An 11,696-nucleotide genomic window follows, 5' to 3' on the forward strand; every position below is an offset into this window, starting at 1 on the left:
TTCGAGGAGAACGGCGATGTCACAAGCCCCCGAACCCCGCAAAACGCTCGATCCTGATCAAGTGGCGTTCTGGCTGGCGCGTCATCCCGATTTTTTCGTCGGTCGCGAAGGGCTTCTGCAGCAATTGCAGGTGCCCCACCCGCATATCGACGGGGCGGTATCGCTGCTGGAACGCTTGGTCTTTGATCTACGCAAGCGCGCTGAAAACGCAGAAGGCCGCTTGGAGCACTTGCTGGAAACCGCTCGCCATAACGAGTCCCAATACCGTCGGTTGCGCGAAACGCTGATTGCGCTGGTGGAAGCGCAAGACCGCGATGCGCTGGCGCAAGCGTTGGCTACCCAGCTCAGCGAGCGCTTTGAAACGCCGGCCATGGCGCTATGGTGCCCGGCCACATTAAGCGACAGTGAGCCAACACCGCCTCAGCCTCCGCGCCATGTGTTGGATCAACACGCCAGCGCTCGGCTGGCAGCGCTGTTGGATGGCCGCACCAGCCGCTGCGTTAAGCTTAGCGTTAGCGATTGGAAGTGCCTGCTGCCTCACGTTAAAGCGCCGCGTAAAGCGGGCTCCTGTGCGATTTCTCGCCTATCCGCAGGCGACCCGCTCGGGTATCTATTGCTGGCAAGCCCCAGCCCGGATGCCTATCGAGCCAGCATGGACACACTCTTCACCGAGTACTTGGGCGATATCGTGGCACGGCTACTGGTGCGCCTGGGTGATCATGGTTGAGGCTCCCTTGGGTGAAGTGTCGGTTGCCAAGCACATTGACGGCTTTCTAGCCGCGCTGGCGTCCCATGCAAGCCCAGCAACGGTGGAGGCCTATCGGCATGATCTGGCCGCGCTGTGTGCCTTTACCGAGCGCCGCGAGGTGACGGACCCCGCGGCGTTAGATACCGCGCTGCTGCGGGCGTTTTTAGGGTCGGAGCGCAGCCGGGGCTTAGCGCCAAGAAGCCTTGCCCGGCGACGGGCGGCGCTTTCCAAATTTGCTGATTATTTGGTGAAACAGGGAGTGCTGGCCGATAACCCGGTGGGGTTGTTGCGTACGCCCAAACAGCCGAGCCATTTGCCTCGTCCAGTGGATGTTGACGCCCTGGCGCGCTTTCTCGATACCCCTCACGACGGCTCGCCGCTAGGCGTGCGGGACCAGGCTATCCTTGAGCTGTTTTACTCCAGCGGCCTGCGTCTGGCAGAGCTTGCGGCCCTTGAGCTTGGCGATTTGCAAAACAGCCGGGTAAGGGTGATCGGCAAAGGCGGTAAACCACGTCAAGTGCCGGTAGGGCGGCGCGCCCAGCAAGCGCTGGTGGAGTGGCTGGGCTGTCGCTCCGCGCTCGCATCGGTGGATGAATTGGCGCTGTTTGTGGGGCAGCGTGGCACGCGTCTAGGCCATCGGGCCATTCAAAAACGCTTAGCGCAGCTGTCGATTGCCCGCGGCTTGCCGGAGCACTTGCACCCGCACCGTTTGCGCCACTCCTTTGCTAGCCACCTGCTTGAGTCGAGCCAGGATCTGCGCGCGGTGCAGGAACTGTTGGGCCACGCTAACCTGTCGACCACGCAAATCTATACCCGGCTTGACTGGCAGCATCTTGCAACCAGCTACGATGCGGCGCATCCCCGGGCTAAAAGAAGCCCCAGTCCCAGAAACGGCGAAAACAGAAACCAATAGCCCCAGGAGCAAACCATGACAAAATTGAAGGCCATTACCTTCGATTTAGACGACACGCTGTGGGACAACCATGGCGTGATGGCGCGTACCGAAGAGGGGCACTACCGCTGGCTATTGGAGGCGCTTGAGGCTTGGCGAGCGGCACGCCAGGAACCAGCCCTAACATTGACCCAAGAAGGCGGCCGGGAGGATTACCTTCAGCGTCGTCAACAGTTAGCCAAAGAGGTGCCCGAACGGCGCGGTGACTTTACTTGGCTGCGTATGCGCGCCCTGGAAGCGCAGTTAGAAGCGGAAGGCCTGACCCGCAGTGCCGCTTTGTTGTGGGCGGCAGCGGCGATGAATGAGTTCCATCGCCTGCGCGTGCAAGTCACGCCACACCCAGAGGCGGCCGGTTTACTGGCGGTGTTAACCGAGCGTTATCAGCTAGCAGCCATCACGAATGGCAATATTCATTTGGCGCGCCAGCCATTGGCCGCCTATTTTCCAGTGGCCATCGCAGCTGGCGAGTTGTTAGCGCCTAAACCTGATCCCACGCCGTTTCTGACGGCGCTTGCGCGCTTGAACGTGGCCCCCGAACACGCCATGCACGTAGGCGATTCATGGCAGGAAGATGTATTACCCGCCCAGCAGCTGGGTATGCATGCCGTGTGGATTTCCGCGCTGGAAGATCAACCACTTCCCCCGCGGGTACACCGTATTGCTCATATTAAAGAGCTGCCCCGCGTGCTTGAGATGTTAGAAAAGGCGAGCTTAGAAACGCCTCATTCAGGCGGTGTGTATAGCCACTGATTGAGTTTCTGAGATAGTGTATCGACGCCGTCACGCTTGAGCGAAGAGAAGAGCTGTACAGAGACCAAGTCTTCCCACTCCTTCAAGCGCGAACGAACTTTCTGCAACGAAGCGCTGGCGGGCCCTTTTTTAAGCTTGTCCGCTTTCGTCAGCAGAATATGCACTGGCATTTCGCGCTGGTCGGCATAATTGAGCATCATCTGATCGAACTCAGTGAGCGGGTGGCGAACGTCCATTAGCAGTACTAAGCCGCGTAGACTAAAGCGATTGCGTAGGTATTCTGCTAAGTGCTTTTGCCACTCTAGCTTGACCGATTCTGGAACCTTGGCGTAGCCGTAGCCGGGCAGGTCGACCAAGCGCAGCGATTCATCGTTCATGACACTGAAGAAGTTAATCAACTGAGTGCGCCCCGGTGTACGCGACGTGCGCGCCAACGCATTTTGTTGTGTTAAGGCGTTGATAGCACTTGATTTGCCCGCGTTAGAGCGCCCGGCAAAAGCTACTTCAGCGCCGGTATCATCTGGGCACAAAGCCAAGGTAGGCGCGCTGATAATAAAACTTGCCGTCGGGTAGTTCAGCCGAGGGACTGGGCTATCGTGGGGGGTAGTCATGGACTTAATCCTGAAAAACGAACATAAAAGCGGCCTACTCAACGCACTATCATCAATGTGCTCATCAATGCGCTATCATCAACGCACTATCAACCCATTATGGCTTCTTCAGCGCGTAAAGTAGAACGCTTGGTAGCGACGCATAATAGAGAAATGAGAGCAGGACTGCGACGAATTACCCCTAAAGCAGACCAGGACTTGCATTCCCGCCGCTGGGGTGATTCGTTATAATGCAAGCGGTTTATATCTGCGACCTGGGGCGCTAGTGTACCATCGCCCTCTAGCCGGCAGCGACCAACGCGACACGTTGTTCGTTTTGGCGGAGCTAACCCTGGTAATTTGTGGAGCCTGGGAAGCGCCCAGGGTGCGTACCAGTCAAACATAAAACGGCATAGTGGAAGAGCAATGAGAAAGTTACTGGCAAGCCTGGCAATTACCATGGGCGCCGTTGGCGCTGCCCACGCTCAAACGGACTATCAAGCCGATGCGGACGCATCTGCTGGTCAAGAAATGTCCCAAGTCTGCGCCGCCTGTCATGGGCAGCAGGGTATTAGCCCTTCAGGCGCGTTTCCTAACCTGGCTGGGCAGCAAATGTCTTACCTGGCCAAGCAGATTATGGATATCCGCGACGGTGATCGTGTGGTGCCTCAAATGGCGGGCATCGTGGATGACTACTCTGACCAAGACGCCTGGGATGCTGCGGCCTACTTTGCGGAACAAGACGCTAACTTGGGCCAAACCAACGACGAAGACGCTGAATTATTGGCGCGCGGCGAAGAGATTTACCGTGCTGGCGATATGGCTAAGGGTATCCCCGCCTGTTCAGCCTGTCACACGCCGACCGGGGTAGGTATCGGCAGTGCCGTGTATCCTGGCCTTTCCGGGCAGCATGCTCAATATACGGTTTCTACGCTGCAGGCATTTGCGTCCGGCGATCGCACCAATGACCCCAATAATATTATGGGCGATATTGCTTCCAAAATGAGTGACAGGGATATGGAAGCAGTGGCGAATTACGTATTAGGACTGAATTAAGGCTGCAAAATTTTATACCTCCTTGTGCCGTTTGGTTCCCTCATTTGTCTATGTGCTTGAAATGAGGGAACCCGCTAATATAACCACGGTCTTAGTCCTCGCTTACCCATGGAGAGATTTATACGATGTTTAAAACGACAATGTTTAAAACGCTAATGGTTACGATGGCCGGTCTAGGTTTTTCTGCGCTAGTGAGTGCTCAGGATGTGGTTGAAGGCCAGCACTATGAAGTGCTTGAGTCCCCGGTAGAAACCCACGCTGAGGACGGGCAAATTGCAGTTACTGAAGTGTTCTGGTTTGGGTGCCCGCACTGTTACCGGCTACAAACACCGGTTAATGAGTGGTACGAGACGCTGGAAGACGACGTTAGCGTAGAACATATGCCAGCTACCATGGGCGGCGACTGGAATACCCACGCTACTGCTTTCTACGCGGCTGAGTCGCTGGGCATCGAAGACGAGCTACACGCCGATTTCTTTAATGCTATCCATCAGGAAAATCAGTCGCTCACTGAGTCCGATGAGATTGCCGCTTTCTTCGCTAACTATGGTGTCAGCGAAGAAGAGGCCAAAAAAGCGCTGACTGACTTTAGTGTGCGTAGCGATGTCAATGAAGCCAACAACCGTATGCGTGAGATGAAGTTGATGGGTGTGCCCGCGCTGGTGATTGACGGTCGCTACGTTGTTTCGCCGAGTTCAGCCGGTAGCCTGGAAAATATGCCGAAAATCGCTGATGCGCTGGTCGAGCAGGTGCGTGCAGAGCGCGCAGAATAACCGTGTTGCGTGAAGCGAGAGAGCGTGATGAGGCAGTACCCAGTAGCCATCGACCGGTGCAGTTGGAAGAGGGCCATCTGCGGCTGTTAACGTTTAACCTGCAGGTGGGTATCCAGACGTCAGCGTATCATCACTATCTCACGCGCAGCTGGCAGCACTTATTACCGCATCCGCGTCGCCAGCAGCGGCTGGACATGATGGGCGAAGTGCTGAGTAAGTTCGACATAGTTGGGCTACAAGAAGTTGATGGCGGCAGCTTTCGCTCCAGCCGCGTTAACCAAGTGGAGTATCTCGCTACCAAAGCGGGATTTCCGCACCATGTTCAGCAGTTAAACCGCAACCTGGGGCGTATTGCCCAGCACAGCAATGGGTTACTGTCGCGCTTGGTACCTAGTCAGGTCGTTGAGCACCGCTTACCGGGCGCAATGCCTGGCCGAGGCGCTATTCATGCCCGCTTTGGTGAAGGCCCGGATGCCCTGCATATTTTTGTTGCTCACTTGGCGCTTAGCCACCGCGGTCGTGTGCGCCAACTCAACTATTTAAGCGATATTATTCAGCCGCTGCGCCATGTAGTGGTGATGGGCGATCTCAACTGTACGCCTGACCAACTACACGCTCACGAGCGCTTTAGTTTGTCGCTGCCCCTGCACCCGGTTAAACCCCTTTTTAGCTATCCTTCCTGGCAACCGCGCCATGCGCTGGATCATATTCTGTTGTCGCAATCACTAGAGGCCGCGGAAGTGCGCGTGCTGGATCATCTGTTCTCTGATCACCTGCCGATAGCCGTAAATCTTCCTTTGCCAGAGGCTTGCTTAGCGGCTATTCGTTCAAGCGTTTAAGAATTCACGTCTCTTGCTGATTGTGGACGCTGCATTGTCCGCGTATATGCGCTATTGTCTGGGGCGCTGACTCCCCTTAGTCGTTTTACGCGAGACACTTCCATGTCGGACACAACACAACTACCTGCCTTTATTGGTGCGCTGGACCGCGCTTCAGAGTGGTTCGGCCGTACCCTTGCGTGGCTGATCATCATTATGATGTTGATTCAGTTCGCGATTGTACTGCTTCGTTATGCCTTCAGCGTGAACAGCATCTTTATGCAAGAGCTAGTGATGTATATGCACGCTAGCGTCTTTATGCTCGCTGCCGCCTATACGTTTCGCCACGACGGCCACGTGCGGGTGGATATCTTCTATCGAGGCATGACCCCGCGCCGCCAAGCGTTAATCAATGTCGTGGGCATTATTACGCTATTGATTCCAGTGATGATCTTTATCATCGCTTCCAGCCTGGGCTACGTGGCCAACTCCTGGCGCATTCTGGAAACCTCCTCCGACTACGGCGGCATTCCGGCTGTTTATGCACTGAAAACCTTAATTCCACTGTTTGCCGTGCTGATGATCGTGCAAGGCGTGGTTGAGATTGTGCGTAATAGTTATGTAATGGCCGGACGGATAACGCCGGCAGCTGCCGGTGGCAACCATCTTGAGGAGCGTGTTTGATGCTGGAATTCATGCCGATTATTTTATTTGCCGTCATCTGCATAGTATTGATGTTCGGCTTTCCGGTAGCGCTTTCGCTAGCGGGTACGGCGCTGCTATTTGCCGGTATGGGGCTGGGCCTGGAAGCCATTGGTATCGACGCTAACTTTGATAGTGGCTATCTCGCCGCCTTGCCTAACCGGCTATACGGCATTATGACCAACCAAACGCTGTTGGCGGTGCCGCTCTTTGTATTGATGGGCGTCTTACTGGAAAAATCCAAAGTGGCGGAAACGTTGCTGGATGCCATGGCCCTGCTGTTTGGTGCCATGCGCGGTGGGTTGGGTATTTCGGTGACGCTGGTGGGCATGTTGATGGCTGCCTCTACCGGCATTGTGGGGGCCACAGTGGTCACCATGGGGCTGATGTCGCTACCCACCATGCTAAAGCGTGGCTACAGCACATCGCTTGCGACCGGCACTATCTGTGCCACCGGCACGTTGGGACAAATCATTCCGCCTTCTATCGCCCTGGTGCTGCTGGGTGATGTGTTGTCATCGGCGTACCAGCAAGCACAGCTGGATATGGGGATTTTCAGCCCTAAAACGGTCTCTGTGGGCGATCTGTTTATGGGCGCGTTGGTGCCTGGGTTGCTGCTAGTCGTGATATATATGATTTATGTGGCGCTGGTGGCATGGTTGCGACCGCACATGGCACCCGCTGCCGACCGTGAAGAGTTAATGGCCGAGCTTGGCCATACCTCAGGGATTGGCATGCTGCTGCTCAAAGGCTTAGTGCCACCCGTTGTGCTGATTGTGGCGGTGCTGGGGTCGATCCTAAGCGGCTTTGCCACACCGACTGAAGCCTCCGCGGTAGGGGCCTTTGGCGCTCTGGTGCTTGCACTGGCTTACCGTCAGCTCGACTGGGCGACCCTGAAAGACGTGCTGCGCTCGACCACTCACGTTACCACCATGGTGTTTCTGATCTTGATCGGTGCGGCGCTGTTTTCGCTGGTCTTCCGTGCCTACGGCGGCGAGCACATGGTTACCGAGCTGTTCGAGGGCATGCCTGGCGGCGTGGTGGGCGCAACGATTATCGTCATGCTGGTTATATTCCTGCTCGGCTTTATTCTCGACTTTATCGAAATCACCTTTGTGGTGGTGCCGATTGTCGGGCCAATTCTGCTTGCCATGGGGCTTGACCCGATTTGGCTGGGCATCATGATTGCCATCAATCTGCAGACATCGTTCTTAACGCCGCCGTTTGGTTTCGCGCTGTTTTACTTGCGCGGTGTCGCGCCGCCGTCTGTGTCGACGTCGGCTATTTACCGTGGCGTTATCCCGTTTATTCTGATGCAGTTGGGTATGCTGCTCATGCTTAGCTTCTTCCCGCAGTTGGCAACTTGGCTTCCCTCGCAGTTCTAGTCAACAAGAGGTAAGTTGAAAAGTATCACTGTGGTCAACGCAGCTATCAACGAATATATGTGGCAACCTAACTATAAAGCAGCAACGAGCCATTAGTGTCCTATAGCAAATAATGGTCTGTAGCAAACCGCCTAGCGTTCTACGCTAGGCGGGGTATTCCCTACTCATAATAGTAATAATAGAAAGTAAGAGGGTTATTGTATGAAAGCCAAAACACTCCCAGTCGCCATCGCCATGACGACCGCTCTCTCCGCCAGTTTGCTGGTGGTCTCTAGCTTCGATAACCACGCCCAGGCGCAAGAGGACGAGTTCCGTTGGAAAATGGTCACCTCCTGGCCGAAGAATTTCCCAGGTGTTGGCCAAGGCCCAGAGCGCCTATCTGAGCTGGTGGATGAAATGTCGGATGGCCGCCTGACTATCGAAGTCTTCGGTGCTGGTCAGCTGGTGCCGGGGTTTGAAGTGTTTGACGCCGTTTCCGACGGCACTGCTGAACTTGGCCATTCCGCTTCCTACTACTGGAAGGGCAAAGCCCCCGCCGCTCAGTTCTTTGCTGCCGTGCCGTTTGGCATGAACGCTCAGGAGATGAACGCCTGGTTAAGCTATGGCGGCGGTATGGAGTTGTGGAACGAGCTTTACGACGATTTTGGCGTTGACGTCATGGTCGCCGGTGCTTCAGGTGTACAGATGGGCGGCTGGTACAACAAAGAGATCAACTCGGTTGATGACCTAGACGGCCTGAAAATGCGCATGCCCGGCCTGGGTGGCGAAGTGATGAGCCGCATGGGTGTAGCGATTGTGAATATGCCGGGCGGCGAGATCTTTACCTCGCTGCAGTCGGGCGCGATTGACGCTACCGAGTGGATTGGCCCCTATAACGACTTGGCGTTTGGCCTGCATCAGGCTGCTGACTATTACTACTACCCAGGTTGGCACGAGCCGACGGTCATGTTCGAGGCGATCGTTAACGAAGACGCTTTCGCTGAGCTGCCAGCGGATTTGCAGGCGATCCTGCGTACCGCTATTAGCGATATCAACCAAAGCGTACTGGATGAGTACACCGCACGTAACAACGATGCGCTGGAAACCCTAGTGAACGAGCACGAGGTTGAGCTGCGCCGTATTCCTGACGACGTGCTTGCTCAAGCCCGCGAGCATTCGGCTGATGTTGTTGGCGAGCTGGCGGAATCGAGCGAATTAGCCACGCGTATCTATGACTCTTATCAAGCGTTCCAGGAAAAGGTTGAGGATTACCACGCTATCTCCGAGCAGGCGTACTACAACGCCCGTAACCCGGAAGGCGACACCGCGCAATAGACTGCCGTGCTTAACGCACACAAGCACAACAGCCGCCTTCGGGCGGCTGTTGTGTGTCTGGAGCGTAGGTTTTAAGCAGCACAAAACGCATAGCTTGGGTATCCTAGGCAGACAGTGACGATTTTGTCGTAAAGGAGCCTCATGTCTACCCATTCCCGTCTGCGCAATGTGCTCACCATCGCTGGTTCCGACCCGTCCGGCGGAGCTGGTTTACAGGGCGATTTGAAGACTTTTTCGGCTCTCGGCGTGTATGGCACTAACGTGATCACCGCGGTGATTGCTCAGAATACCTGTGGCGTCGCCTCGGTGTATCCGGTCTCTCCCCAGGCCATTCGCGAGCAGCTTGAGCACCTGCTGGATGATGTGGCGCTGGACGCGGTCAAAATTGGCATGGTGGCCAGCCGTGAGGTGGCTGAGGTAATCGCCGACGTGCTGCGCCAGCGCCGACCGCGCTGGATCGTGCTCGACCCTGTGATGGTCGCCAAGAGCGGTGACATACTGGTCGATGATGCCGGTATTCGTGCCGTGCGTGACATCTTGGTGCCGCTTGCCGATGTTATTACCCCCAACTTGCCGGAAGCCGCGGTTCTACTTGATTCGCCATCGCCTACCAGCTTGGATGACATGGAGGCGATGTTGCCGGGACTGACCCAGCTGGGGGCGCCCTATGTGGTACTAAAAGGCGGCCATTTGCGCGGAGCGACCTGCCCTGATCTGCTGGCAACCCCCAACGGCCATGAATGGTTGCCCGCCTCGCGAATCGACACCAACAATTTGCACGGCACCGGCTGCGCGCTCTCCTCGGCGATTGCCGCCTGTCTGGCGAAACTGCCAGAGCAGTCAGGCCCTGATGCCCCGGTGGCGGCGATCGGCGATGCCAAGCGTTGGCTACATGCAGCGCTGGAAGCGAGTGTGCGCTTAAATGTGGGTAAAGGGCGCGGACCGGTGCACCATTTTCACGCCTGGTGGTGAGGCGCTGCCATCAGCGTAATAGGTAGCTTGCGTGAATGGGTATTGCACACCATGCTGAGGAGTGTCTGCTTAACGGCTTATAAGGCTGAGTTGCTCAGCTGAGGAGCGTTTCGCCATGCCTCGTACACTTCTGTTTGCCACCGATCTTTCTGCTGATAATCGCGCCGCCTGTGCCCGTGCGCTGCGTTTAGCCTACGCTTACGGGGTTCAGCTCGACGTGCTGCACGTGTTGGACCCTTACTTACCGCGGCGTGTCTTGCTTGATGTAGAGAGCGCGGTAGTAGAGGACATTACCACCACGTTGACCGATCTGCGTGAAGACTACGCTTTGGAGGCGCCGAAAACGCTGATCCAAACCGTGACAGGTTCGCCCCACGTTGAGATTGTACGTGAAGCCCATGAGCGCAACGCCGAGCTGATTGTGCTGGGCATGCATCGCAAGCGCGGGCAAAAAGACCTGTTGATGGGTACAACATTGATGCGTGTGCTGCGCAGCGCTCCTTGCCCGGTGGTGGTGGCCTCTTATCAACCCACCCAGCCCTGGCAGCATATTTTGGTGCCTATCGACTTTTCGCTCACCGCGCGGCATACCTTGAGAGAGGCGCTGATTCGCTTCCCTGATGCCTCGCTGACGCTGCTGCACGCTTGGTCGCTTCCCGGCGAGCGTGAGTTGGGTTCGCAAGCGTACTATGCCCATTGGCGTGAGCATGAAGTGCAGCGCTTGCGCGAACAGCTGACCAATGAGGTCGATAGCCTAATGCGCGAGCTAGAGGGGGTGCCAGACGGTGAGCTAGTGCTAGAGCAGGGCGCACGCTGTGATGTGCTTCAGGCCTATATGAAACGTCATTCACCCGATCTCGTCATGATCGGCAGCCGTGGGCAACCCCACCACACTAGCCAGCTCACCGAGATGCTGCTGTGTGAGCCGCACTGCGATTTGATGCTCTGCCGCGCTTGGTAGGCGACTCATCATGTATATTGCTTTTGGATAGGCTGGATATTGTGCAAAACCTTTATTGAGTGTATTGCTATGTATAGCAATGCGTCCATGAGGAGGTTTTATGTTCACGCCCATTCCCGCCCAAACTACGCTGATGTTAGTGGGGTTAATGCTGGCTCCTTGGGTGATGGCCAGTAACGTGTCAGAAAACGGCGAGTCGTTTGAGCGCAGTGTAGTAGAGGAAGGCCAACGCTATACGTTGATTGGCAGTGGCGTATTCCGTTACATGATCTGGACGGCCTACGCGGGGGCATATTATCAGCTTGAGGGTGAAACCCAGCCTCAGCCGTTAGGCAATATTCCGCGGCGCTTGGAGCTTGCCTACTTTCATGCCATTGAAGCCAGCGACTTTGCCGAAGCGACTGAAAAAACGCTGCAAGACACTCTTACGCTGTATGAATTCACTCAGATCGAAGAACCACTTGGGCGCCTAAATCAACGCTATCGCAATGTCGTTCCCGGTGACCGCTACCTGCTTAGCTGGAACGGCGAGCAGCTGCGCCTTGCGCTCAATGGTGAGGTGCTGTTTGAAGAGGAGAGTGCCGAGTTTGCCAGCGCGATGTTTAGTATTTGGCTCGGTGAGCGCCCACTGGACGACGACTTCCGCGACGCGCTACTAGGGCGAAACTGACTCGG

Annotated in this window: 13 protein-coding genes; 12 read left to right on the plus strand and 1 reads right to left on the minus strand. The window is 56.1% G+C overall.

Annotated elements, in window-relative coordinates:
• Positions 1-16 precede the first annotated feature (16 nt).
• Genes V8L71_RS05410 through V8L71_RS05420 form a run of 3 tightly spaced genes read left to right on the plus strand, consistent with a single transcriptional unit; the run spans position 17 to position 2,450 of the window.
• Positions 17-727, plus strand: a complete 711-nt coding sequence (locus V8L71_RS05410) for a DUF484 family protein (RefSeq protein WP_008956508.1) — start codon at positions 17-19, stop codon at positions 725-727.
• The gene (locus V8L71_RS05415; RefSeq protein WP_336273439.1) at positions 720-1,661 is read left to right on the plus strand and encodes a tyrosine recombinase XerC; all 942 of its coding nucleotides are present in this window, start codon (positions 720-722) and stop codon (positions 1,659-1,661) included. Before V8L71_RS05410 ends, V8L71_RS05415 begins: the two co-directional genes overlap by 8 nt.
• A gap of 15 nt (positions 1,662-1,676) precedes the next feature.
• The gene (locus tag V8L71_RS05420; RefSeq protein WP_336273440.1) at positions 1,677-2,450 is read left to right on the plus strand and encodes an HAD family hydrolase; all 774 of its coding nucleotides are present in this window, start codon (positions 1,677-1,679) and stop codon (positions 2,448-2,450) included.
• Here the strand turns inward: V8L71_RS05420 and yihA are convergent.
• Positions 2,423-3,061, minus strand: a complete 639-nt coding sequence (gene yihA, locus V8L71_RS05425) for a ribosome biogenesis GTP-binding protein YihA/YsxC (RefSeq protein WP_008956511.1) — start codon at positions 3,059-3,061, stop codon at positions 2,423-2,425. The two genes, V8L71_RS05420 and yihA, sit on opposite strands and share 28 nt — an antisense overlap.
• Positions 3,062-3,466: 405 nt before the next feature.
• On the opposite strand from yihA, the gene V8L71_RS05430 reads away from it, so the two are divergent.
• From V8L71_RS05430 to V8L71_RS05470, 9 genes are all read left to right on the plus strand, one after another.
• Entirely contained in the window at positions 3,467-4,096 is a 630-nt protein-coding gene (locus V8L71_RS05430; protein ID WP_101146900.1) for a c-type cytochrome, read from the plus strand.
• Between the two features lie 140 nt (positions 4,097-4,236).
• On the plus strand, positions 4,237-4,869 hold the full coding sequence (locus V8L71_RS05435) for a thiol:disulfide interchange protein DsbA/DsbL (protein ID WP_336273524.1): 633 nt from the start codon (positions 4,237-4,239) through the stop codon (positions 4,867-4,869).
• Between the two features lie 5 nt (positions 4,870-4,874).
• Entirely contained in the window at positions 4,875-5,708 is an 834-nt protein-coding gene (locus V8L71_RS05440) for an endonuclease/exonuclease/phosphatase family protein (RefSeq protein WP_336273525.1), read from the plus strand.
• 102 nt (positions 5,709-5,810) lie between these two features.
• Positions 5,811-6,371, plus strand: coding sequence for a TRAP transporter small permease subunit (locus V8L71_RS05445; protein WP_336273441.1), 561 nt, complete (start codon positions 5,811-5,813; stop codon positions 6,369-6,371).
• On the plus strand, positions 6,371-7,774 hold the full coding sequence (locus V8L71_RS05450; protein WP_336273442.1) for a TRAP transporter large permease: 1,404 nt from the start codon (positions 6,371-6,373) through the stop codon (positions 7,772-7,774). Before V8L71_RS05445 ends, V8L71_RS05450 begins: the two co-directional genes overlap by 1 nt.
• A gap of 201 nt (positions 7,775-7,975) precedes the next feature.
• Positions 7,976-9,088, plus strand: a complete 1,113-nt coding sequence (locus tag V8L71_RS05455) for a TRAP transporter substrate-binding protein (RefSeq protein WP_336273443.1) — start codon at positions 7,976-7,978, stop codon at positions 9,086-9,088.
• Between the two features lie 141 nt (positions 9,089-9,229).
• Entirely contained in the window at positions 9,230-10,060 is an 831-nt protein-coding gene (gene thiD, locus V8L71_RS05460; RefSeq protein ID WP_101146897.1) for a bifunctional hydroxymethylpyrimidine kinase/phosphomethylpyrimidine kinase, read from the plus strand.
• A gap of 115 nt (positions 10,061-10,175) precedes the next feature.
• Positions 10,176-11,021 carry a universal stress protein gene (locus V8L71_RS05465; protein ID WP_336273444.1) on the plus strand — a complete coding sequence of 282 codons (846 nt, stop codon included), beginning with the start codon at positions 10,176-10,178 and terminating at the stop codon, positions 11,019-11,021.
• A 100-nt stretch (positions 11,022-11,121) separates the two neighbouring features.
• Positions 11,122-11,691 carry a chalcone isomerase family protein gene (locus V8L71_RS05470; RefSeq protein ID WP_176303029.1) on the plus strand — a complete coding sequence of 190 codons (570 nt, stop codon included), beginning with the start codon at positions 11,122-11,124 and terminating at the stop codon, positions 11,689-11,691.
• Positions 11,692-11,696 lie beyond the last annotated feature (5 nt).

This window comes from Vreelandella indica (assembly GCF_037070225.1).
GTDB lineage: Bacteria > Pseudomonadota > Gammaproteobacteria > Pseudomonadales > Halomonadaceae > Vreelandella > Vreelandella arctica.

What these genes read in the sequence shown, in the direction of transcription:
- V8L71_RS05410 (WP_008956508.1), top strand. Translation starts at nt 17, where the DNA reads ATGTCACAAGCCCCCGAACCCCGCAAAACGCTCGATCCTGATCAAGTG.
- V8L71_RS05415 (WP_336273439.1), top strand. Translation starts at nt 720, where the DNA reads ATGGTTGAGGCTCCCTTGGGTGAAGTGTCGGTTGCCAAGCACATTGAC.
- V8L71_RS05420 (WP_336273440.1), top strand. Translation starts at nt 1,677, where the DNA reads ATGACAAAATTGAAGGCCATTACCTTCGATTTAGACGACACGCTGTGG.
- yihA (WP_008956511.1), bottom strand. Translation starts at nt 3,061, where the DNA reads ATGACTACCCCCCACGATAGCCCAGTCCCTCGGCTGAACTACCCGACG.
- V8L71_RS05430 (WP_101146900.1), top strand. Translation starts at nt 3,467, where the DNA reads ATGAGAAAGTTACTGGCAAGCCTGGCAATTACCATGGGCGCCGTTGGC.
- V8L71_RS05435 (WP_336273524.1), top strand. Translation starts at nt 4,237, where the DNA reads ATGTTTAAAACGCTAATGGTTACGATGGCCGGTCTAGGTTTTTCTGCG.
- V8L71_RS05445 (WP_336273441.1), top strand. Translation starts at nt 5,811, where the DNA reads ATGTCGGACACAACACAACTACCTGCCTTTATTGGTGCGCTGGACCGC.
- V8L71_RS05450 (WP_336273442.1), top strand. Translation starts at nt 6,371, where the DNA reads ATGCTGGAATTCATGCCGATTATTTTATTTGCCGTCATCTGCATAGTA.
- V8L71_RS05455 (WP_336273443.1), top strand. Translation starts at nt 7,976, where the DNA reads ATGAAAGCCAAAACACTCCCAGTCGCCATCGCCATGACGACCGCTCTC.
- thiD (WP_101146897.1), top strand. Translation starts at nt 9,230, where the DNA reads ATGTCTACCCATTCCCGTCTGCGCAATGTGCTCACCATCGCTGGTTCC.
- V8L71_RS05465 (WP_336273444.1), top strand. Translation starts at nt 10,176, where the DNA reads ATGCCTCGTACACTTCTGTTTGCCACCGATCTTTCTGCTGATAATCGC.
- V8L71_RS05470 (WP_176303029.1), top strand. Translation starts at nt 11,122, where the DNA reads ATGTTCACGCCCATTCCCGCCCAAACTACGCTGATGTTAGTGGGGTTA.